The sequence below is a fragment of the Desulfovibrio sp. Fe33 genome, assembly GCF_028532725.1.
Classification (GTDB): domain Bacteria; phylum Desulfobacterota; class Desulfovibrionia; order Desulfovibrionales; family Desulfovibrionaceae; genus Pseudodesulfovibrio.
Genome location: NZ_JAQKGU010000004.1, coordinates 114937 through 135841, shown reverse-complemented (window position 1 = coordinate 135841; position 20905 = coordinate 114937). Strand labels below are relative to the sequence as shown.

Below are 20905 nucleotides of genomic sequence, written 5' to 3'. Positions count from 1 at the left end.
CCTATTTTTGCTCTTTGACGGTATAGCCGATGTGCCGCTTGATGAGCCACTTGACGCCGATGAGGTCATAGATGCCCGCCATGGCCCGATCCAGGGTGCCGTACTTGGACACGCCCGCCCCACGCTCCCGGTGGTTGACCTTGACCTCGCGGATGCGCGCGCCTTCCATCTTCATCAGAATGGGGAAGTAACGGTGCATGTTCTTGAACCGGGGAAGTCGGCGCAGCAAATCCGTACGCATGACCTTGAGAGAACAGCCGGTGTCGTGCACGCCGTCGTCCACGATGGAATCGCGGATCTTGTTGGCGATCCTCGACGATATGCGTTTGATGAAGGTATCCCTGCGCCTGGCGCGCCAGCCGATGACCATCTCGCAGTCATGGCCGAATGCGGCGAGCATGTCGGGGATGTCCGCGGGATCGTTCTGTAAATCCGCGTCCATGGTGACCACTATTTCCGACTCGACCGCGTCGAACCCGGCGCAAAAGGCCGCGGACTGGCCGCGGTTCTCGGCAAAGGCGACATAGCGCACTTCGGGATGTCTCTCGGCCAGCTCCCGGATCATGGAAAGGCTTCGGTCCGTGCTGCAGTCGTCCACGAACACGGCCTCCCAGGGGCGGCCCGTGGAGTCGGCCGCAGCCCTGATCTCGGCGAACAGGGTCTGCAGGTTGTCCTGCTCGTTGAAAACAGGCAGGACCACGGAAAATTTTTCTGCGTTGCTCATAGGGGTGATTCTCTACGGAATTCGGCTGCGGTTGTAAACTTCTAGCTTGCCCTTCCCCGGCCGGACAACGGCTCCGCCGGTTCATAAAACTATTTTGGAATTTTCTAGATTTTGTTGTTGACAATTTTCCGTCACCAACCTAGAAACCTCTTCTCACGTGACGCGGGGTGGAGCAGTACGGTAGCTCGTCGGGCTCATAACCCGAAGGTCGTAGGTTCAAATCCTGCCCCCGCTACCAAGGAAATCAAGCGGTTGCATCAAATCTGATGCAACCGCTTTTTTCTTGCCCTCCCATTTTCGCCAGCCCGCAGCGATTTTTTCCCCAACAAAAAAACACCTCTGACGACGATCGAAAAAATGCCGCAACCGCCCGCCGTATCCGGCTCATTCCACACGGTTCCCGGCCCGCCCCGGATTGTTTCAACCTCTCCCCGCTCCAACATAACGTATTTTTCCTGTTGACAATTCCAGCTGCCCAACTTAGATACTCCTTCTTACATGACGCGGGGTGGAGCAGTACGGTAGCTCGTCGGGCTCATAACCCGAAGGTCGTAGGTTCAAATCCTGCCCCCGCTACCAGGAAATCAAGCGGTTGCATCAAATCCGATGCAACCGCTTTTTTCTTGCCCCCCGGCTAAGAACCGCCATCCCGCCCATTCCGGCACTATTCAGAGACCGACACACCCTGACAGATCTGGAAGACGCATTGACGCTCCAACTTGGTTCAGGCATGTAGGAAAATAGGGGCGCAGGGTGTTCCGCGCGTCTCGATGAGCCCCGTCAACAGGTCATCTCTTCAGCTTCACCGCCAAAAGCGCGCTAAATCGAGGTTGATGCCATGAAGACTCTCTTGAAATTCTCCCCGGTAATCGTGGCCGTCATTCTGGCCATCCTGCCGACGCCGGAAGGTCTGAGCCCCCAGGCGTGGTATTTTCTCGCCATATTTGCGGGCGTCGTGGTCGGACTCATCATAGAACCGGTCCCGGCCGCCCTGGTGGGCCTGTCCGGCGTCGCCCTGACTGCGGTTCTCGGACTCATCGGCCCCACTCCCGAGGTCAACCGCAGTTGGGCCTTGTCCGGCTTCTCCAACGGCGTCATCTGGCTCATCTTTTCCGCCTTCATGTTCGCCCTGGGCTATCAGAAGACAGGGCTGGGCCGAAGAATCAGCCTCCTGCTCATCCGCCATCTGGGACGGTCCACGCTGGGCCTGGGCTACGCCATCGCCTTCTCCGACGCCATCCTGGCCCCGTTCATGCCGTCCAACACGGCGCGCAGCGCGGGCACCATATACCCCATCGCCAGCAATATACCGCCCATGTTCAATTCAACCCCGGAAAACGAACCGCGCAAAATGGGCGCATACCTGACCTGGGTCGGCATCAGCTCCACCTGCGTGACAAGCTCAATGTTCCTGACCGCCCTCGCACCCAACCTGCTGGCCGTGGACATGATCCAGAAAAGCGCCGGAGTGGCCATTTCCTGGGGCGATTGGGCCGCGGTCATGATCCCCGCCATGCTGCCCCTGTTCATCCTGACCCCATGGCTGGGCTACGTGATCTACCCGCCCACATTGAAGCACTCTCCCGAAGCCCCGTCCTGGGCCGCCGAGGAGCTGCGCAAAATGGGCCGCATCAGCACCAAGGAATTGATGATGCTCGGCTATGCCCTCCTGGCCCTCGTCTTCTGGGTATTCGGCAAGCAACTGCATGTGGATTCCACCGTGGCCGCCATCTTCGTTCTCGTTCTCATGGTTCTCACGGGCATCATATCCTGGGAGGACGTCATCACCAACAAGGGGGCATGGAACGTCCTGACATGGTTCGCCACTCTGGTCGCCATGGCCGCCGGGCTCAAGCAGACCGGAGTACTCGCCTGGGTGGGCAACATGATATCCACCAACCTGGCGGGCATGGCCCCGGCGACGGTGGTGCTCCTGCTGGTCGTCCTCTTTTTCGTGCTCCACTACTTCTTCGCCAGCACCACGGCGCACACCACGGCCCTGCTTCCCCTGTTCATGGCCACGGCCGCCCCGCTGGTGCCGCCCGAAATGCTGCCCAAGATCGCCCTCATGCTGGCCGGTTCCCTGGGCCTCATGGGCATCATCACGCCCTACGCCACCGGGCCGTCGCCCATATGGTACGGCGCGGGCTACATCAGCCAGGCGCGCTGGTGGGCGCTGGGCGGCATATTCGGCCTATTCTACCTGCTGTCGATGATCGCGGTCACGGCAATCTATCTCTAATCGTCCGACGCGCCCGGCGGCTTCACCGGGACAACCGTCGAATTCACGACGAAAAAGGCCCGGTCCATGGCCGGGCCTCCGCTTGTTCGACAAAAAACGGCTCTAAAGGGAGTGGTGGAACTCGATCAGATGCTGCAACGCGTCATCCATGGGATCGAAAATATCGGACAGGGTGACGGCATAAAGGCCGGCCGCCGCCCCGTGGGGCTCCGCACCGAACAGCGAGGGCAGATAGCCCGGTTCGTCGATATGGCTGGAGGAAAAGTCGGAACGGCCGTCGGAAAAAAGTTCGTTGTAGGTCAGGATATCGCCCCCGCGCCCGCCTTGCACACCGTGAAGATGAACCCCGCCCGGCGCCGCATGGTCTTCCATTTCCGGAATCAGGCCGCCCTTGGAGTCCGTGTGGTCCTGAACCTCGACGCCCTGCGGCTTGCCCGCATCGGCCCCTGCGGCGGTCTCCACATCAAGGGAGCCGTCGGTGAAGGCGAAAAGATAGATGCTGCCGGGCACGATTTCCCCGCCGTGCAGCTCGAAATCGGGCAGAGCCCCTTCCCGGGCCATTGTCAGGTAATCCTTGAAGACGACCACACCGCCGTCTTCGCCGGTCAGAATGAGATCAGCGCCTTCGCTGGAAAAAACGACTTCGGAAACAAAGAAGCCGAAAACGACCGGCACTCCGGGATGAAGCGTAAACTCGGCCACCTTTCCGGGGGCGGGAAGCTCCACCAGCATAGGGTTGTAAGAAGGTACTGATTCCGCCACGAGAGCCTCCTGATAATCAGAGACGGCACCTCCCAAAAGATGCCTTTCTTGAACCCTTCCGCCGCTGTCGTCGACACAGGCCGTGTAATGAATTCAGTCTCTTGAAGGAAATGACCGCCGGGATACATGAATGACGTCATCCGACGGGAGACCGTTGCGCCAGGTTGAAGCGAGACCATGCATATCGACTACAGGATTGACACCATAAAACTCTATACCACTTTACGACTGGCGGCAACCCCGGGCGGTTTTCCCGGCGGCCCGATTCGATATTCGGCGAGAAAAAACGCAGTCAACTGATCCGTTCGCCCACGCAGTCGGGTGCGCTTACCCGGTGGATTGTCGGGGAATATCCATGACAGGGCTTGCAACCCCGCCTTTTTTATGTCCATTATCCGCGCATTATGATTGTGTTCAACGACAACGCTGTGGGTGCGCTGGAATTCACCGTCACCTGGGAACAGGACGGCGAACAGCATGAGGAACGGTTCCTGGGCCGCAAAGTCAACCCGGTGAACGACATCTTTCCGCGCGACATGCGCGACGCCCTCGAGGGCAAGCGGGCCGGTGAATCCGTACGGTTCACCTACGAGCCGCGCCTGTGCATACCCCGACGCAAGGAAAGCCTCGTCCTGACCCTCGGCCGCGACCGGCTGCGCCGCAAGACCGTCTCGGGAGAACCGATACTCCCCCGCGTGGGCCGCTTTTATCCCCAAGGGCACATCGACGGCCTCCTGGACATCTACCCTGAGACCCTCACCCCGTTCAGGCTGACGGATATCGACGACGACACCTTCACTGCCGACCGCAACCACCCGCTGGCCGATATTCCGGTGACCATCGAAGCCAGAATCCAGTATCTGGAACCGCGCGAGACCGGCTCTTACGGTTCCCTGACCCACTGGCGCGAAGCAATCTGCGACTGGGGGCCTGGAATGCAGGCCATGCTCGACGGCGAGCCACCGGACTTCTTCCACCCCGCCTTCTTCGACCGGGAAAGGGACTTGGACGAGAATTGCCGCATTTCCACCCCGGACGGTGCGGCCCTGCGCAACTACCAACGCGTTCTCGACAGGTTCATCACCCCGGACATGCGCGTCCTGGATCTTTCCCCGGAGTCCGAACGACCTTCCGGAAAATACGACGCCGCCGTCTGCCTCTGTACGCTCGAATACATGGATCGCCCCGTAGATATCCTGCGCTATATCGCTTACTTCCTGTCCCCCGACGCGCCCGTGATTCTGGCTTTCACGAACGACTTCGATCCGGCCTGCGCCATCCGGGGCTGGCGGGAACTCCATTCCTTCGAACGCATGGGGCTTGCCCTCGAATACCTGCGCATGGCCGGGTTCACCGGCAACCCCGGCACTATTTCCATCCGCAACGACTGGCGCGACCGCGACGATCCCAGGTTCCTCGAAACCAAGGGAGTCAGCGACCCGCTGTTCGTGGCTTACGCGCACAAGCCCGAGTAGAAACCGCCGTACAGGAAGGTCCTCCCATACTTGAAGGCGGAACGGGAAACCGCCTTCGGCGGGCTTGTCGGATGATTTCGCCTCAAGCGAAAATAAAAAACTCCCGGAGGACGAATCCTCCGGGAGTTTTCATATACGGTCTTCTGCGGACGACTAGTCGTCGAGCTGAATGTCCTTGCCTTCGAGAACGCGGTTCATATTGCGCACGGCGCACATCTTGCCGCACATGGTGCAGGAATCCTTGTGCTCCGGCTCGGAGGACTTGCGGTATTCGGTGGGACGGACCGGGTCAATGGCCAGCTTGAACTGGGCGTCCCAGTCCAGGGCGGCGCGGGCCTTGGCCATGTTGTTGTCCCAATCCACGGCACCGGGGTAGCCCTTGGCGATATCGGCGGCATGGGCGGCGATGCGGGTGGCGATGATGCCTTCTTTCATGTCTTCCAGGGTGGGCAGACGCAGATGCTCGGCCGGGGTGACGTAGCAGAGGAAGTCCGCTCCGGACGCGCCTGCGATGGCGCCGCCGATGGCGGAAGTGATGTGGTCATAGCCCGGAGCCACGTCGGTGACCAGGGGGCCGAGAACGTAGAACGGCGCGTTATGGCACAGCCGCTTTTCCATCATCATGTTGCCGGCGATTTCATTCATGGCCATGTGGCCGGGGCCTTCGATCATGACCTGGACGTTGCGCTCCCAGGCGCGCTTGGTCAGCTCGCCCAAGGTGATGAGCTCCTCCACCTGGCAGGCGTCGGTGGCATCGTACAGGCAGCCGGGACGGCAGCCGTCGCCGAGGCTCAAGGTGACGTCGTACTGCTCGCAGATGTCGAGCAGGCGGTCAAAATGCTCGTAGAACGGATTCTCGGCGTTGTTGATCTCCATCCAGGTGAACAGGAGGGAACCGCCGCGCGAAACGATGTTGGTCAGCCGCTTGGCGGACTTGACCTTTTCGGCGGTGTGCTTGTTCAAGCCCGCATGGATGGTCAGGAAGTCCACGCCGTCCTCGACATGACGCTCGACCACCTTGAAGAACTCGTCCACGGTGATGTCCTGGAGATTCTTGTCGTAGAAGCCCACGGCGTCATAGATGGGCACGGTGCCGATCATGGCCGGGGACATTTCGACCAGCCTTTTGCGAAATTCCTGGGTCTTGCCGTAGCAGGACAGGTCCATGATGGCCTCGGCCTTCATGTCCAGGGCGGCGCGAACCTTTTCCAGCTCGGGCTCGACGTCGCAGCAATCCTTGGAAATGCCGAGGTTGACGTTGATCTTGATGCGCATCCCCTCGCCCACCGCCTCGGCGTCGAGGCTCTTGTGGTTCTTGTTGGCGGGAATGATCACCGAGCCTTTGGCCATCCGCGCCATGAGATCCTCGATGCGGATATTCTCCTTGCGGGCCACAGTCTCCATTTGGGGGGTGACGATGCCCTTACGAGCGGCGTCCATCTGTGTAGTGTAAGACATGGTTACTCCTTCGCCGCTTCGATCTTGCTTCGGAGGGCGGTTATTTTCGCTTTGATATTCTTCTCGCCGACAATTTCGGTGACCAGCGCCACGCACCGCGCGCCGCGCCGGACCACCTCGCCGATATTGTGTTCCTTGATGCCGCCGATGGCCACGAAGGGAATGTCGTGGTTGGCGACCACGTGGTCGAGGTATTCGAACCCCACCGGGTCCACCACATCGTCCTTGGTGAAGGTGCGGAAGACCGGGCCGACGCCGATGTAATCCGCGCCGCGCCGTATGGCGTCCAGGGCCTGCTCGGGGCTGTGGGTGGACAGGCCGATGGCCATATCCTCGCCGACGAGCCTGCGCACATCCTCCACGGGGATGTCCTCCTGGCCGACGTGAACGCCGTCCGCGCCCACCAGGATGGCGATGTCGATGTCGTCGTTGACGATGAAGGCGGCCCCGGCCTCGCGGGTCATCTCCCGGATGGCGCGGCACTCATCGAGCTTCGCGCCCGCCTTCTTCTCCTTTTCCCGGTACTGGACCAGCTTGATGCCCGCGTCGAGCATCTCCCGGACAACCTCCACGTTGGAGCGGCCCAGCGAGAACTTCTCGGCGGTCAGGCAATAGATGTCCGTATCCAGAATATTTCGCCTCGTAAAAGCCGTCATGCTTTCTCCTTTTCATCGGAAAGGGACAGGAAATGAGACAGGATCACGTCCGCCTGCTTGGCCGCGGCGAGCCCGACCCGGGGCGACAGAGGCGGCGTTTCCGCATTGCACTCGGTAAGGCCGTCGCCGACGACGTAGAAGTTGTCCCGCACCCTGCGGGTAACGAGGGCGTCGGCATCACCGCAACCGCCGATACCGGAAGCGGAAACCAGCAGCCGTCCAAGGGGAAGCAAGGTTTCCACCAGCCGTTTCTTGGCTTCCACGCGGTCGAACGCTTCCACCACGGCGTCGCAGTCGCCGAACAGACGCTTCACGCGGGTCACGTCGACCCGCTCCACATACACATCCAGGTCGAGATCGGGGTTCACGGCGCACATGTTGGCGGCCAGGGCTTCGGCCTTGAACACCCCCACCTGGTCGCGGAAGAACGCCTGGCGGTTCAGGTTGGAGAACTCCACCCGATCGAAATCCACCAGGACGAAGCGGACGAATCCGCTCCGCACCAGGTGCATGGCGCAGTTGGAGCCGAGCCCGCCGCAACCGGCGATGCCGATTTTCACGGACCGCAGCCGACCAAGGGCGTCTTCGCCCAGGTACCGCGCAAAGCCCTGCTCCACCTCGTTCATGCGCCCTCTCCCTTGGTCTCGAATATAGGCTCCCAGTCCTTGAAGACCGGCTGGTACCCCCTGTCGCGCAGGGCGGCGCAGACTTCATCCACGCTGCGGCCGTCGCTGATATCGAACTGACCCGTATTTTCCTCGTCCCTGGTCTCGTCGGCATGGCCGCCCACGGCCGTGGACACGCCTGCCGACATGCGGGTCACGCCCAGCGGCAGGATATTCTCGCGGAACTCGGCGTCTTCCCGGGTGGAGATGGTGATTCCCACCCGAGGCATGAAGAGGCGCAACGCCATGAGGAATTGGACCATATCGTGATCGGAGACGATGGAAGCAGGCTCCCAGTCGCCCACATGCGGCCGCATACGCGGCAGCGAGACGGCGATATCCGTCTCCGGGTACCGATGCATGAGATACGCCGCGTGCAGGCCGGTCAGGAGCGCATCGCGCCGCCAGTCGCCGAGTCCGAGCAACGCGCCGATGTTGACCACGCGCATACCGGCCTTGCAGGCCCGCTCAGGAGCGTCCAGACGGAACCGGAAGTCCCGCTTGGGGCCTTTGGGATGCAGCACGGCATAGAGCTCCTCGTCGTAAGTCTCCTGGAACATGGTCATGCCGTCCACACCCGCCGCCACCAGCCGTCCGTACTCTTCCTCGGTCATGGCGAAGACCTCGATGGACACGGACGGAAAGTGCTTGTTCAGGACTCTGGTGCACGCTTCGAGATAGTCCACCCCGGTCTTCGCCGGGGCGTCTCCGGTGAGAATGAGCAGGTTCTTGAGTCCGGTGGAGGCGATGGCCTTGCCTTCGACGTCCACCTCTTCCAGGCTGAGCATGGAGCGGTGAATCGAGTTATTGCAGTTGAAACCGCAGTAGACACAGTGGTTGGTGCAGAAGTTGGCGAGATAAAGCGGCGTGAACAGGCTGACGGTCCGCCCGAAATGCTGCACGGTCAATCGGCTGGCCTTCTGCGCCATTTCTTCGAGCAGCCCTGATGCGGCCGGACTCATGAAAGCCATGAAGTCCTCCACCGTGGCCGTGGTCCGATGCAGGGCCCGGCGCACGTCCTCCTCGGTGAAGTCGTTGAAGCGCGCGTCGGGCAAGCCCTCCGCATACGCCTCTATCTGCGGGTAGAAGCTCATGCCCCTGCCCCCCCGAGGAAGCCCGTCAACGGCGAGGAAGCGGAGGCCAGGACCCTTTTCGCGCCGGGGCCAGAAAGGAACGCCTCGCGTCCGGCCCGGACCGCCCGGCCAAAGGCGCGGGCCATCATGACCGGGTCCGCGGCCGTGGCGATGGCCGTATTGACCAGCACCGCGTCCGCGCCCATCTCCATGGCTTCACAGGCTTCGGAAGGACGGCCGATGCCCGCGTCCACGACGATGGGCAAGTCGATCTCCTCGATAAGTATGCGGACCATCTCGCGGGTCTTCAGCCCCCGGTTGGTGCCGATGGGCGCACCGAGCGGCATGACCGCGGCCGCGCCCGCATCCGCCAGCGCCTTGGCGACGTAGAGGTCGGCATTGACGTACGGCAAAACCACGAACCCCTCCTTGGCGAGGATTTCGGTGGCCTTCACGGTCTCGTAGCCGTCGGGCAGCAGGTAGCGGTTGTCGGAGATGACCTCGATCTTGATCCAGTCGCCGCACCCCATGGCGCGGGCCAGCCTGGCGATGCGCACGGCCTCGTCGGCGGTACGGGCGCCCGAGGTGTTGGGCAAGAGCTGCATGTGTTTAGGGATGAAATCCATGACGTTGCCGGTGGTCGATTCCAGATCCACCCGGCGCAGGGCCACGGTGATGACCTCGGAGCCCGAGGCCTCGCAGACATCCGGAATGACGCTGTCGTCGCCGTATTTCCCGGTGCCTGTAAACAGACGGCTGGAAAAGCTCCGGCCGCCGATGGTGAGAATATCCTTGCTCATTTTCTCTCCTAGCCTCCGCCCACGAAGCGGAGGACCTCCAGATGGTCGCCGTCTTCCAGGCGCATCTCGCCGAACAGTTCGCCGGGAACGATTTCCCCGTTGCGCTCGACGACCACGGCCCGGGGCGCGATCTCTTTGGATTCAAGCAAGGCGAGAATGGTCAGGGGCTCGTCCAGCTCCGACGCCTTGCCGTTAATGGTGACGATCATAATTGTCTCCTTGCAGGCGCGTCGGTATAAAAAAAACGCCTGCCCCCGATGTGGGCAAGCGCGGCATGATGACGAGAATCCATCCTGTGGCAGCTTCCCTACGTCGGTATTGTCCGAATCAGGTTCGAAGGGTCAGATCGTTTCGATCCATCTCAGCCACAAGGGCCCCCCTAGCTGCAGGTGACCCTATGCGCTTTTGGCAGGCCTGTAAAGTTATTCATGAAGACTAAAGTCCTCCGCGGCACCGGCCGATAAGGACTTCGTGCCATGTCAACATAACGGGGGATGTCGTTCATGTTTTCCACACTGTTTCAGGCGACCGGCTTCAAGCGGGCTTTCGACCTGTTCGAGGCGGGCCGGTTCGACGAAGGCAAGGTGTTGCTGAAAAGCCTGCAAGACGAATTTATGGCTGTCTGCGACGAGAATGAAGCCTTGAAACGGCAATTGGCCGAGGTTGCGGAAGTCCTCGACCTCGCGGAAAAAGTCCGGTTCGACGGCCAGAAATACTGGCTGGAGGAGGACGGCGAACGCAAAGGACCGTTCTGCCAGGTCTGCTACGACCGCGACGGATTGCTCGTCCATCTGCACAAGCATGAAAACCACTGGGAGTGCCGGAGCTGCCACGGCCTGTACATGCTCCCCCGAGAGGCGGACACCAGCCATGACAAGAAGCCGCGCCTGCGTGCGGCCATGGAAAAGACGGTGCCCCTGTTCATGGAACGGGAAATGAGCTGACCTGTCCCAAGGCACGAAAAAGCCCCCGCGCGGCATTCCGCGCGGGGGCTTTTCTTTGGCAATTATTCCTTGGACTCACTGAAGCCGTATGCGCCTTCGGCGCGGACTTTCCCCGCTCCGCGGCGTCCTGCCGCGAAAGCGAGGGAATATATTGAGTCCTTTTCTTTTGTCGCGCTACATGAATTTAGTCCCGAACAACGTGGCCCGACGGACGAACAATTCGGTCATTCCGTCATAGTCGAACTTGGCCACTCCCCAGGCGAGGTCCTCCTGGTCCATGCCCGGCAGATAAACCTCCACAAGCACGTTCTTGGTCACCCGCCGGTGGTCCTTCCACAGGCTGGCGGCAAAGTCCTTGAGAGCCTCACGGTCGGGCACCTTGGTGGTGGACAGGAACACCTTGAGGGTTATCCAGACCTGGCCGTATTCGCGGGTCTCGGACTTTTCCAGAAACTTGAACCGATAGCCGTGCGCGGTCTGGTCCGGCGTGGGGTCGGGGCGCTTGGTCTTGTGGAAGGCGGACCGGTCTATGACCATGGTCTGTTGCGTTTCGGACCGGGCCGGAGCCGGGGCCGCAGATTTCACGGCTTCGGCCTTGATGTCCTCCACCGAAACAACGGGCCTGGCAGGCTCTGTCCGGGGCGCGGCAGGCTTGGCAGCGGGGGCGGCCTTGGCCCGGGGGGCGGCAGGCGCGGCAACGGGCGCGGGTGAAACGGCCACGGGCGCGGCCACGTCATCGGCCAGCCGCGAGTTGGCGTCCATGACGGTCTTGAGGGAATATCCCAGGGAACTGCTCTCGGAACGGATCATGTCGCTGGCCTTGAAAACCGCGTACCAGCCGTTCCCGAGCAGGCCGAGCTGCACCACGTCCCCCGGCCTCAGGGTGCGGACCAGCGGAGAGGTCGTGGTCCGGCTCTGGTGCACGTTGACCTCGTTGGTCAGGGCCACCCGCTGAAATACAGCGGCCTCAGACTGCGCGGCCCGGCTGAGGGACCGAGGCTCGGCCGGTGCGGGCGTAGCGGCCCGGGCCGGAACCGGAGCGGCTCCCGCCGGGACAGGCTCCAGATACTTGGCGCTGCAATAGCCGATGCCGTTCAGCTTGGAACGAATGGTCGCGTCGGCCGAAAACACCATTATCCATTCGTCTTCGGGAAAATCAATAAGCACGCGCTCCATGGGTTGCAGCTCGCCGACCTTCCCGCTCCGGGAGTCCGGTTTGGAGCGAATATTCAGCTTGGTGACCGAATAGGCCGTCTCGCCCCACGGCTGGGGTTCATACCGCCCCCGCGCCGGTTTGAGAAACTTTGCGTTGGAATAGCCGGCGGGACCGGCCGCATCCGGATCGGTCGCGCCGGGTTCGTACACGGCCACCCAGCCGTCCTCCTCGAAGGCGACCCGGACTTTCTGCCCGGCGTAGAGACTGCCGACCCACTCGGCCTTGGGCGAGCGTCCGTCACGCAGGTTGAGGGGACGGTCCGCATACACGATCTTGCCGAAGGCGAAGACGGGGGACGCGGACAGGATGAAAAAGACTGCGGCAACAATGGGGAAAAGTGTTTTACGCATGGGTATCACCGCCTACATCAGGGAGTTGAGTTCGCGGATGACCCGGTCGGTGATATCCATGGAATGGTCCACATAACCGATAATTTCCGGGTCGGTCAGGATCATGGTGAAGCCCTGTTCGGCGGCAATATTCCTGAGGATGGAATCGGCGTGGCGCATGACGAACCTGATGAGTCGGCGCTCCTCCGCCTGAATCTCCTGATTGCTGACCTGGACCAACTGCTCATAGTCGCGCACGGCCTGGCGCAGGCCGTTTTCGCGCGCCTGCTGCTCGCTCACGGACAGGGCGTCCTCCGTCAGCCCAGCCTGCAACTTGTTGACCTTGTCCAGGGCCTGGCGGACACGACGGTCCTTTTCCTTGCCGAGACCGGCCAGGTCCTCCTGGGCGATCTTGCCTATCTTGGATTCGTTGACGATCCGCTGCGGATTGACGAACCCAACCTTGGAGGGTTGAGCCGAGGCCGGAACCGCAAGCAGAAGCAGAACGGCCGCCAGCCACAGGGACGGAGTGATATGTTTCATCAGGATGATTACCTCATTGCGTTGAATAATGGCGACAGCGTAGCCGAGAACACCGTTCCCTGTCGACTCCTAGAGGGTGGACAGAGGATCGAGGTCGAGCGCGGTGCGCACCTCGCGCGGCTCGGGGTTGGCGCGGGCCATGGCCGCGTACAACCCGCGGACCTTGCCCCAATCGTCGGACTTGAGCAAACAGTTGAACCGCTTGCGGCCGCGTAACATGGAGAGCGGAGCCGGGGCCGGGCCGAGCACGGCGATGCCGAGCGCCCTGCCCTGCTCGCGCAGGATTTGGCCAAGAAGATTCACTGCGGCCTGCCCGTTCTCGGAATCCGCCGGATAACTGATGCGCACAAGGGCCATCCGCGAAAACGGCGGATAGTGGAAAAGAGTGCGCCGGGACACTTCCCGGGCGAAAAAGCCCTCGTAGTCGCCGCCCAGTATTTCCTTCCAGATCGGATGATTGGGATTGCGCGTCTGGATAAGCACCCTGCCCGGATGCTCCCCGCGACCGGCCCGGCCGGCCACCTGGACGAGGAGCTGGAATGTCCGCTCCGACGACCTGTAGTCGGGCAGGTTCAGGCCGAGATCGCCGTCGGCGACCACCACCAGGGTCACGCCGGGGAAATGATGGCCTTTCGAAATCATCTGGGTTCCCACCAAGACCTGTGCCTCGCCCCTGCCGAAGGAGCCGAGGATTTCCTCCAGCCGCTCCTGCCGCCGCGTGGCGTCCCGATCCAGGCGCAGGACCTTGGCGTCATCGGGCAGCAGGTCGCTCAGCGCCTCCTCCAACTGCTCGGTGCCTTCGCCCATGGGGATGAAGTTCGCGCCGCCGCACTTGCGGCAGGTCAGGGGATAGGAGTAGGTCCGCCCGCAATAGTGGCAAACCAGCCGCTCACGGCCCTTGTGGTAGGTCATGCCCACCTCGCAGTCGGGACAACGGACGGTCTCGCCGCAATCCAGGCAGTACATGAGCGGGGCGTAACCGCGCCGGTTGAGCATGACGATAACCTGCTCCCCGGCCGCAACGGTCTCGCGCACGGCCTCGCGCACGCGATTCGACAAAAGCTGTTTGGAACTGCCCAGGTCGGTGATGTTCACCAATTCCACCTCGGGCAGGCGGCTCTCCCCCACTCGCTCCTTCAGGGTGGACACGCGAATAAGCCCCTGGCTGGCGGCGTGGAAAGTCTTGACGTCGGGCGTCGCCGAACCGAGCAAAAGCAGCCCCTTGCTCCGCCCCGTCCGGAACCAGGCCACCTCCTTGGCGTGGTAGGCCAGCCGGTCCTCCTGCTTGAAGGACTCGTCGTGCTCCTCGTCCATGACCACCATGCCCAGGTCGGGCAGGGGCAGGAACACGGCGGACCGTGTGCCAACCACAATGACCGGGTCCGCGCTCCCGGCCAACTCGCGGAAGGACGCCTCCCGCTTTCCGGGGCTCTGGTAGCCGTGATAAAAAATGGTCCGGTACTGCGGGAAACGGCGGGCCACGGTGCGATAGAGCTGACAGGCAAGGGCCACCTCGGGTGCGAGAAACAGCACCGACCGTCCCTGCCGGAGCAGCCGGTCGGCCATTTCCATGTAGAGCACGGTCTTGCCGCTGCCCGTCACACCATGGACCAGATGCGCGCCGCCGCCCCCCTCAAGGGTCTCGGTCATTTCCCGCAACGCAACCTGCTGCTCGTCGGTCAGGGCATACTCGCAACCAGGATCGTCGCCGCCCTTTCCGACCTCGTCCATCTGCGCCAGAAGATCGGCGGTCGGCTCGCCCACGCGGACCACGCCGACCGCTTCGAGCGTGGAGGCCACATCGGGTGCCCAGTCGCCCAGGGTATGCCGCAGAGAATAGAGGCTCTGCGGCCCGTTCTCCATGAGATGCTCCAAAAGCCGGAGCTGCCGCTTGGCGTTGGGACGAACGGGCCACGGCGGGTCGGATTCGAGGGAGACGAACCGCTCCTCTGCCTCCTTCTTCGCATTGACGCGCACGCGCATACGGTCGCCAAGCCAAAGCTCCAACAGCGCGGCCCTGTCCTCGTCCCCCGCCCGCGCCAGGTCCGAAGGCCGCATGGACGCGGGCAGGTTGCGGCCGGTCATGTGCCGGTCCACCTTGAAAGTCACCGAGGCCGTGCGCAGGCCGCGCGGCAGGGCTATCTCCAGGATGCGGCCCACATGCACCATCTGTCGGGCAGCCAAATTCACGGCCATGTCCACGAAGTCGCCGTCGAGAAGCGGCGTGTGCTCAAGAGGCCAGATCATGTCCTTGATGGCGACACCCTTGGGGGCCTCGCCCGCCGGACCGACCACCACGCCAGCACGGTGCGACTTGCCGAAAGGAATGATTACGCGCTGTCCGGACGACAGGGAGGGGAAATGGGAGGGCCGCCCGTAGGTCCATGTCTCATAGGGCGGACTGACGAGCGTTACCTGCCAGAGATCGGCCATGACCGACCTACTCTGCCCCGGGATAGCGGAAGGACTCCCGCAGGATGCCGAACGGCTGCGGCGGCTCGGCGCACGGAGCGGAATCGAGCGCGTCCCCGGCGTACAGCTCCTCGCTGTCCGCGCCGTTGAGCCTGACCCAGTCCACATCGGCCGCAATCTCGACGCCGCCCGCCCGGACCGTGACCTTCCGGGGCACCCGGTATCCGGCAAAGGTCCGATAGTCCGAGAACGCCACGGAGATCATGCCCGCATTCGACGGGTAACGAATCAGGAGCGGAGCGAGGTCCTCGTTGTTGAGCTGGACCGAAGGACCGGTCCCGTCCGCCGGGGACGAGCCGAGCATGAGGCACGGCGCATCGCCGCAAAAGCCGTAGCTGCCCGAGGTCACGTCCACGCCCCAGGATTGCCAGGTCTGAACGGGATTGGGGACCATCCAGATAAACAGGGGCGACAACGGGAAATCGCCGGAAGTGCACGCCCCGGCCACGTTGCCGAGGGAACCCACGGCCGAGGCCTTGTCGCCCGCGCGCCACTCCTGCCGCCACCGGCCCCGCGCGAACCACAGGTCGACCGACACGCCGGGATAGTCCGGAAAAGTCATCTTGGCCTGCCAGGAATGCATGGGGCCGTAGTTCTTCCGCAGGCGCGCGGCCAGCTCCTCGCCGTCGGGCACGAAGGCGAGCGAAGGCAACGCGGTCAGACACACCAGCAATAGCGCGAAAAGAGTCTTCATGTTCTCTCTGGATTCCGGGTCGGAAAGGCGGGCGCTTTCGCGCCCGCCGATTCAAAACGCTTTAGGATGAACAGGGAAGCAGGTCCCGGAGCCGCTTGACGAGATCGTAGCGCAACTCCTCGTCCTGCAGGGCGAAGTAGATGTTGGCAGTAAGGTATTCCACCCAGTCGCCTGCGTCAAACCGCTGGCCGCCCAGCCTGACGGCGATAAGCTTATCCTGGTCGGCCAGTCCCTGCAGCGCGTCGGTAAGCTGAATCTCGCCGCCGACGCCCGCCCTCTGATCCTCAAGAATATCAAAGATTTCCGGCAGGAGCACGTAGCGGCCGATGATGGCCAGATTGGAAGGAGCCTCTTCGGGCTTGGGCTTCTCCACCAGATTGGTCACGCGGAAGGTGTGCGAATCGATGACATCGCCCTGGATAACGCCGTACCGGCTGACCTTCTCCTTCGGGACTTCGATAACGCCGACAACGGCCTTCCCCGTTTCCTTGGCGGCCCGTATCAACTCGCCGATGCCGGTGTTCACGCCGAACATGAGATCGTCGCCGAGCATGACCGCGAAAGGCTCGTTGTTGCAGACCTCGCGGGCGGTGAGCACGGCGTGTCCGAGGCCGAGCTGCTCCTTCTGGCGCACGCCGATGACGTTGACCAGCCCGGCGATGCGGCGGACCTCTTCGAGAAGAGCCGTCTTGCCCGCTCTTTCCAGAAGCTGCTCCAAAAGGAAGTTGCGGTCGAAATGATCCTCAATGATGGTCTTGTTCTGGTTGGTGATGAAAACGACATCGCTCACCCCCGCGCTGATACCCTCTTCGACGATATACTGCACGATGGGTTTGCGGAAAATGGGCAACATTTCCTTGGGTACGTTTTTGGTAGCCGGGAGCGAACGTGTGCCCCAGCCTGCGACCGGGATGACTGCTTTTTTGATTTCCATACTGTCCTCCGCTGTGGAAGTTGACCTATTTCAGGTGCTTCTCGCACGCCTCGACGATATCGCCGGTATACTTCTCGACTAAATCCGTGTCCGGCCCCTCGACCATGACTCGACAGACGGCCTCGGTGCCCGAGTAGCGCAGCAGGACGCGGCCCTTGCCCTCCAGGGCGGCCTCGACCTTGCGCACTGCCTCCTGAACCAGCGGGGCCTGATCAAACGGAATCTTGCGCTTGACGTGGACGTTGCGCAAAACCTGAGGGAAAGGCTCAAGCAGACCGGCCAGTTCGGACAGGGGGCGGTCCCGCTCCCGCATGATGCGAAGGAGCTGGAGCGCGGCCAGCAGACCGTCGCCGGTGGTGGAATGATCCATGAAAATGAGATGCCCGGACTGCTCGCCGCCGAGGGTCGCCCCTTCGCGGCGCATGGCCTCGACTACGTAGCGGTCGCCCACATCCGTGCGCAGGAGCCGTCCGCCATGATCCTTCATGAACAGTTCCAACGCCATGTTGCTCATGACCGTGGCCACGAGCATGTTGCCGGGAAGCCTGTTCTTCTCCATGAGCTCCAAGGCGCAAAGGGCCATGATCTGGTCGCCGTCCAGGATGCGGCCGTTCTCGTCGCAGACGATGAGCCGGTCCGCGTCGCCGTCCAGGGCGATACCCAGATCCGCCCCCTCCTCCACGACCATCCGGGCGATGACTTCGGGGTAGAGGGAGCCGCATTTCTGATTGATGTTCAGGCCGTCCGGGGTCACGCCTACGGTAACGACCTCGGCCCCAAGCTCCTCCAGGACGCAGGGAGCCACGCCGTAAGCCGCGCCGTGGGCGCAGTCCAGCACGATCTTGAGGCCGTCCAAGGTCAGGTGCGGTGAAAAGCTGTTCTTCAGATAGACGATGTACCGCCCGGGCGCGTCGCCGATGCGATGGGCGCGCCCAACGTCCTCGGCCGCGGGATAGTCCCACTTGGTGTCGTCGCCAAGGACCAGTTCGCTGATCTCGTCCTCAACCTCGTCGGGCAGCTTGAAGCCGTTGCGGTCGAAGAACTTGATGCCGTTGTCCATAAACGGGTTGTGCGAGGCGGAGATGACCACGCCGAGATCGGCGCGCATATTCCGCGTCAGAAAGGAAATGGCCGGGGTGGGCAAGGGACCGACCAGAAAGACGTCCATGCCGTTGGCGCAAAGCCCGCTGGTCAAAGCGGTCTCGAACACGTAACCGGAGAGCCGGGTGTCCTTGCCTATGACCACGCGATGGTGTTTGTCGCCGTTGCGAAAATATTGACCGGCGGCCAAGCCGAGCCTGAGCGCGATCTCGGGGGTCATGGGAAAGATATTCCCCTGCCCCCGCAGGCCGTCGGTTCCGAAAAGCCTTTGTTTCATGGGATGCTCCAGATGGCCGCCTCGGGCGGCTAATTCTTCTTGATGACGGTCGTGACCGTCTCCGGGTTCTTCTTTTCGAGTCTGCACCCCTCGGGGAGGGTGACTTCGTAGTTAAGCTCGAATTCGCCTTCGGCCACCTTCTTGCCAAAGGAAACCGTGGCGATGATTGATTTCCGGTAATCGTCGTCATGGAACAGGAAGACCGGCCCTTCCAGCAGCAATCTGACATAGCGCTGCTGCACCGTGGCCTTGAAGCCTTCCGGGTCCTGAAATTCAATCGGCACCTTGACCCATATCTCGCGGGTCTTGGGCTCGAAGAAAGCCTCCGCGTTGACCTGGCCGGGCGACGCCTCGATCTCGTCGGGCACCTCCACGGCAACGTCCTCGGCCCATGACCGGGGCACATCCTCGGGGAAATCGCCCTTAAGCACCACGCGGGTCTTGGAAATCTTGCGCAGCAGGGTTTCGGGGCCGCGAATGACGACTACATCGGGCGAAGCCGTGACCTCCTGCAACCGGTAATCGGAATTCAGATTGCCCGCCCAGGCGGCCTCCACCGCGATCTTCTTGGAGATGCGCCGGTCCACCGTGAGTCGAAGCCGGTTGGGCCTGACCTCGATGATTTCGTAAGTGGAAGACAGGGGAATCTTGGAAGTATCGATGTCCACTACCTGCTCGCCCACCTTGAGGTTGCTGACGTTCGCCGGATAAACGAGATTCTGGGATGAAAGGTTGCCCACGAGTCCCTTGGGGCCGCGCAGACGCACCTGAATCTTGTCCACCAGGCCGTCCTCGATAATCAGCCCTTCGGGCGGGTTGGTCATGACCACGGGCATGTCCACCCAGGTTTCGACCACCTCCCGGCCGGTGACCAGGAACCAGGTGAACACGGCCAGCGCTATGGACAGCAATATGGTTTGCCAGTTTCGCAACATGTCAGCGCCCCAAAGCGTTCTTGAGCACGCGGCGCAACCGCGTCTCGTCCAGACTGGTCGTCAGGCGGCCGTTCATGGCCACTGAGACTTCGCCCCGTTCCTCGGAAACAACGATGGTGATGGCGTCCGACCCCTCGGAAATGCCAAGGGCGGCCCGGTGCCGGGTGCCGTACATGGGTTGGCCGCGCAGCTTGTTGGACAGGGGCAGGATACAGGCCGCGGCCACAATGCGGTCGCGGCGAACGATAATCGCCCCGTCGTGCAGAGGCGTATCCGTAAAGAAGATGGTCTTGATGAGTTCCTTGTTGACCTTGGCGTCCAGCTCCACGCCGCGCTCGATGATATCACCGAGCGGCATGTTCTTCTCGATGACGATGATCGCCCCGGTGGAAGAGCGGGACATGCTCATTACCGCCTGGGTCAACTGGTCCAGGGTGTCGTCGCGCACGTTGGACTTGGTCCAGAACCGCTTGGTGCCCACCGAGGCGAGGGCCTTCCGGATATCGGTCTTGAACAGGATGACCACCACCAGGAACAGTGATGTCAGGAACTCGCCGAGCAGTGCGTTCAAGGTATAAAGATTGAACTTCTCGGCGATGTAGTAGACCACGAGCACGACCACCAGGCCATAGAGCACGGCGGCCGCCCGGGTCCCCCGGACAAGCACGATGATATTGTAATAGATGAAGGCCACCAGTCCGATGTCGACCAGTACCCTCCAGGTAACTTGAATGCCGAAAAGCTCAAACATGCTGTTTAACTACGCCAATTCACGAGCTATGGTCAACGTTTGTCGAGTCAATTCCACTTCATGCACGCGGTGAATGGGCACGCCCTTCGCCGCCAGCAGCGCGGTGGCCGCCTGGGTGGCGTTCCGCCGCTGTCCGACCTCGAGCCCGAGAAGCCCCTGCCACAGGGACTTGTTGGACAGCCCCATGTAAAGCGGCAGGCCCAGTTCATTGAAACGCTCGATTTCCCGCAGGATGGTCAAATTGTGCTCAAGCTTTTTGCCGAAACCGATGCCGGGGTCAAGGACTACCCGATCAAGGGGCAGGCCTGCGTTCTCCAGAACAGTCAGACGCTCCTCGAAAAAGGCCATGATATCGGAAACGACGTCTTCATAACGGGGCTCGTCCTGCATATCCTCGGGGCGGCCCAGGGAGTGCATGAGCACATAGCCGGGCTTGTATTCGACGAGCACGTCGAGCAATTCTGGCTCGAAAGAGAAGCCGGACACATCATTGATGATGTCCGCCCCGGCCTCCAGGCAGCGGGCGGCCACCTTCGCCTTGTATGTGTCCACGGATATGACCGAACCCGTCCGGGCTTTGACAAGCCCCTCGACCACGGGCAGGACCCGGCGAAGCTCCTCGGCCTCGTCGACCGCGTCGCTGTACGGCCGGGTGGACTCTCCCCCCACATCCAGGATATGCGCGCCCTGCCGGGCGAGCTCAAGTCCATGCGCCACGCCCGACTCGGTGTCGGGATGCGTCCCGCCGTCATAGAAGGAATCCGGGGTCACATTGACGATCCCGGCAATAAAGAAGGGGGCAGGTCCCAAGACCTTGCCCCCCTTAACTGTCCATGTGGTATCGTTCATCATTT

At 62.1% G+C, this 20905-nt stretch carries 20 protein-coding genes, 2 tRNA genes and 1 riboswitch; of the genes, 5 read left to right on the top strand and 17 right to left on the bottom strand.

Features of this window, described 5'->3' with window-relative positions:
• Position 1: 1 nt before the first annotated feature.
• The gene (locus PSN43_RS07585; protein WP_272700121.1) at positions 2 to 724 is read right to left on the bottom strand and encodes a glycosyltransferase family 2 protein; all 723 of its coding nucleotides are present in this window, start codon (positions 722 to 724) and stop codon (positions 2 to 4) included.
• Positions 725 to 885: 161 nt separating this feature from the next.
• Between PSN43_RS07585 and PSN43_RS07580 the strand changes: the two genes are divergently transcribed.
• The 3 genes from PSN43_RS07580 (at position 886) to PSN43_RS07570 (ending at position 2966) form a co-directional block, all read left to right on the top strand.
• Positions 886 to 962: transfer RNA gene (locus PSN43_RS07580), tRNA-Met, on the top strand.
• 264 nt (positions 963 to 1226) lie between these two features.
• Positions 1227 to 1303 (top strand) — tRNA-Met (locus PSN43_RS07575).
• 259 nt (positions 1304 to 1562) lie between these two features.
• Positions 1563 to 2966, top strand: a complete 1404-nt coding sequence (locus PSN43_RS07570; protein WP_272700120.1) for an anion permease — start codon at positions 1563 to 1565, stop codon at positions 2964 to 2966.
• Positions 2967 to 3068: 102 nt separating this feature from the next.
• On the opposite strand, the gene PSN43_RS07565 is transcribed toward PSN43_RS07570, so the two are convergent.
• A complete protein-coding gene (locus PSN43_RS07565) occupies positions 3069 to 3728 on the bottom strand; it encodes a hypothetical protein (RefSeq protein ID WP_272700119.1) in 660 nt (219 codons plus the stop codon).
• 410 nt (positions 3729 to 4138) lie between these two features.
• Here PSN43_RS07565 and PSN43_RS07560 point away from each other — a divergent pair, with 410 nt between their 5' ends.
• On the top strand, positions 4139 to 5203 hold the full coding sequence (locus PSN43_RS07560; protein WP_272700118.1) for a hypothetical protein: 1065 nt from the start codon (positions 4139 to 4141) through the stop codon (positions 5201 to 5203).
• Between the two features lie 153 nt (positions 5204 to 5356).
• Here the strand turns inward: PSN43_RS07560 and thiC are convergent, their stop codons facing one another.
• From thiC to thiS, 6 genes are read right to left on the bottom strand one after another with little or no spacing between them, the layout of a single operon-like run.
• Entirely contained in the window at positions 5357 to 6661 is a 1305-nt protein-coding gene (thiC, locus tag PSN43_RS07555; protein ID WP_272700117.1) for a phosphomethylpyrimidine synthase ThiC, read from the bottom strand.
• A gap of 2 nt (positions 6662 to 6663) precedes the next feature.
• Positions 6664 to 7317 (bottom strand): thiamine phosphate synthase, encoded by a 654-nt coding sequence (gene thiE, locus PSN43_RS07550; RefSeq protein ID WP_272700116.1) that lies wholly within the window; start codon positions 7315 to 7317, stop codon positions 6664 to 6666.
• Positions 7314 to 7943: a sulfur carrier protein ThiS adenylyltransferase ThiF gene (gene thiF, locus PSN43_RS07545; protein ID WP_272700115.1), complete on the bottom strand. Its 630-nt coding sequence runs from the start codon at positions 7941 to 7943 to the stop codon at positions 7314 to 7316. Before thiF ends, thiE begins: the two co-directional genes overlap by 4 nt.
• Positions 7940 to 9076: a 2-iminoacetate synthase ThiH gene (thiH, locus tag PSN43_RS07540; RefSeq protein ID WP_272700114.1), complete on the bottom strand. Its 1137-nt coding sequence runs from the start codon at positions 9074 to 9076 to the stop codon at positions 7940 to 7942. The genes thiF and thiH overlap by 4 nt, the downstream gene beginning before the upstream one ends.
• Positions 9073 to 9855, bottom strand: a complete 783-nt coding sequence (locus tag PSN43_RS07535) for a thiazole synthase (RefSeq protein WP_272700113.1) — start codon at positions 9853 to 9855, stop codon at positions 9073 to 9075. The genes thiH and PSN43_RS07535 overlap by 4 nt, the downstream gene beginning before the upstream one ends.
• 8 nt (positions 9856 to 9863) lie before the next feature.
• Entirely contained in the window at positions 9864 to 10064 is a 201-nt protein-coding gene (thiS, locus tag PSN43_RS07530; RefSeq protein ID WP_272700112.1) for a sulfur carrier protein ThiS, read from the bottom strand.
• 78 nt (positions 10065 to 10142) lie between these two features.
• Positions 10143 to 10246, bottom strand: a riboswitch (TPP riboswitch).
• Between the two features lie 112 nt (positions 10247 to 10358).
• Here thiS and PSN43_RS07525 point away from each other — a divergent pair.
• The gene (locus PSN43_RS07525; protein WP_272700111.1) at positions 10359 to 10799 is read left to right on the top strand and encodes a hypothetical protein; all 441 of its coding nucleotides are present in this window, start codon (positions 10359 to 10361) and stop codon (positions 10797 to 10799) included.
• 174 nt (positions 10800 to 10973) lie between these two features.
• Here PSN43_RS07525 and PSN43_RS07520 read toward each other — a convergent pair whose 3' ends face one another.
• The 9 genes from PSN43_RS07520 to folP all read right to left on the bottom strand — a co-directional run bounded on the left by PSN43_RS07520 (position 10974) and on the right by folP (position 20903).
• Entirely contained in the window at positions 10974 to 12365 is a 1392-nt protein-coding gene (locus PSN43_RS07520; protein WP_272700110.1) for an SH3 domain-containing protein, read from the bottom strand.
• 12 nt (positions 12366 to 12377) lie between these two features.
• On the bottom strand, positions 12378 to 12887 hold the full coding sequence (locus PSN43_RS07515) for an OmpH family outer membrane protein (protein WP_272700109.1): 510 nt from the start codon (positions 12885 to 12887) through the stop codon (positions 12378 to 12380).
• Between the two features lie 69 nt (positions 12888 to 12956).
• A complete protein-coding gene (gene priA, locus PSN43_RS07510; RefSeq protein ID WP_272700108.1) occupies positions 12957 to 15320 on the bottom strand; it encodes a replication restart helicase PriA in 2364 nt (787 codons plus the stop codon).
• Positions 15321 to 15327: 7 nt separating this feature from the next.
• Positions 15328 to 16053, bottom strand: coding sequence for a hypothetical protein (locus tag PSN43_RS07505; protein WP_272700107.1), 726 nt, complete (start codon positions 16051 to 16053; stop codon positions 15328 to 15330).
• Between the two features lie 61 nt (positions 16054 to 16114).
• The gene (gene galU, locus PSN43_RS07500) at positions 16115 to 16987 is read right to left on the bottom strand and encodes a UTP--glucose-1-phosphate uridylyltransferase GalU (protein ID WP_272700106.1); all 873 of its coding nucleotides are present in this window, start codon (positions 16985 to 16987) and stop codon (positions 16115 to 16117) included.
• Positions 16988 to 17012: 25 nt separating this feature from the next.
• Entirely contained in the window at positions 17013 to 18365 is a 1353-nt protein-coding gene (gene glmM / locus PSN43_RS07495; protein WP_272700105.1) for a phosphoglucosamine mutase, read from the bottom strand.
• Positions 18366 to 18394: 29 nt separating this feature from the next.
• On the bottom strand, positions 18395 to 19300 hold the full coding sequence (locus PSN43_RS07490; RefSeq protein WP_272700104.1) for a CdaR family protein: 906 nt from the start codon (positions 19298 to 19300) through the stop codon (positions 18395 to 18397).
• Position 19301: 1 nt separating this feature from the next.
• Positions 19302 to 20051 (bottom strand): diadenylate cyclase CdaA, encoded by a 750-nt coding sequence (gene cdaA, locus PSN43_RS07485; protein ID WP_272700103.1) that lies wholly within the window; start codon positions 20049 to 20051, stop codon positions 19302 to 19304.
• A 9-nt stretch (positions 20052 to 20060) separates the two neighbouring features.
• Positions 20061 to 20903 (bottom strand): dihydropteroate synthase, encoded by an 843-nt coding sequence (folP, locus tag PSN43_RS07480; RefSeq protein WP_272700102.1) that lies wholly within the window; start codon positions 20901 to 20903, stop codon positions 20061 to 20063.
• Positions 20904 to 20905: the final 2 nt, after the last annotated feature.

Bases quoted from the DNA above. Each gene is read 5' to 3' on its own strand.
- PSN43_RS07585 (WP_272700121.1), bottom strand. From the start codon at position 724: ATGAGCAACGCAGAAAAATTTTCCGTGGTCCTGCCTGTTTTCAACGAG.
- PSN43_RS07570 (WP_272700120.1), top strand. From the start codon at position 1,563: ATGAAGACTCTCTTGAAATTCTCCCCGGTAATCGTGGCCGTCATTCTG.
- thiC (WP_272700117.1), bottom strand. From the start codon at position 6,661: ATGTCTTACACTACACAGATGGACGCCGCTCGTAAGGGCATCGTCACC.
- thiE (WP_272700116.1), bottom strand. From the start codon at position 7,317: ATGACGGCTTTTACGAGGCGAAATATTCTGGATACGGACATCTATTGC.
- thiF (WP_272700115.1), bottom strand. From the start codon at position 7,943: ATGAACGAGGTGGAGCAGGGCTTTGCGCGGTACCTGGGCGAAGACGCC.
- thiH (WP_272700114.1), bottom strand. From the start codon at position 9,076: ATGAGCTTCTACCCGCAGATAGAGGCGTATGCGGAGGGCTTGCCCGAC.
- PSN43_RS07535 (WP_272700113.1), bottom strand. From the start codon at position 9,855: ATGAGCAAGGATATTCTCACCATCGGCGGCCGGAGCTTTTCCAGCCGT.
- thiS (WP_272700112.1), bottom strand. From the start codon at position 10,064: ATGATCGTCACCATTAACGGCAAGGCGTCGGAGCTGGACGAGCCCCTG.
- PSN43_RS07525 (WP_272700111.1), top strand. From the start codon at position 10,359: ATGTTTTCCACACTGTTTCAGGCGACCGGCTTCAAGCGGGCTTTCGAC.
- PSN43_RS07520 (WP_272700110.1), bottom strand. From the start codon at position 12,365: ATGCGTAAAACACTTTTCCCCATTGTTGCCGCAGTCTTTTTCATCCTG.
- PSN43_RS07515 (WP_272700109.1), bottom strand. From the start codon at position 12,887: ATGAAACATATCACTCCGTCCCTGTGGCTGGCGGCCGTTCTGCTTCTG.
- priA (WP_272700108.1), bottom strand. From the start codon at position 15,320: ATGGCCGATCTCTGGCAGGTAACGCTCGTCAGTCCGCCCTATGAGACA.
- PSN43_RS07505 (WP_272700107.1), bottom strand. From the start codon at position 16,053: ATGAAGACTCTTTTCGCGCTATTGCTGGTGTGTCTGACCGCGTTGCCT.
- galU (WP_272700106.1), bottom strand. From the start codon at position 16,987: ATGGAAATCAAAAAAGCAGTCATCCCGGTCGCAGGCTGGGGCACACGT.
- glmM (WP_272700105.1), bottom strand. From the start codon at position 18,365: ATGAAACAAAGGCTTTTCGGAACCGACGGCCTGCGGGGGCAGGGGAAT.
- PSN43_RS07490 (WP_272700104.1), bottom strand. From the start codon at position 19,300: ATGTTGCGAAACTGGCAAACCATATTGCTGTCCATAGCGCTGGCCGTG.
- cdaA (WP_272700103.1), bottom strand. From the start codon at position 20,051: ATGTTTGAGCTTTTCGGCATTCAAGTTACCTGGAGGGTACTGGTCGAC.
- folP (WP_272700102.1), bottom strand. From the start codon at position 20,903: ATGATGAACGATACCACATGGACAGTTAAGGGGGGCAAGGTCTTGGGA.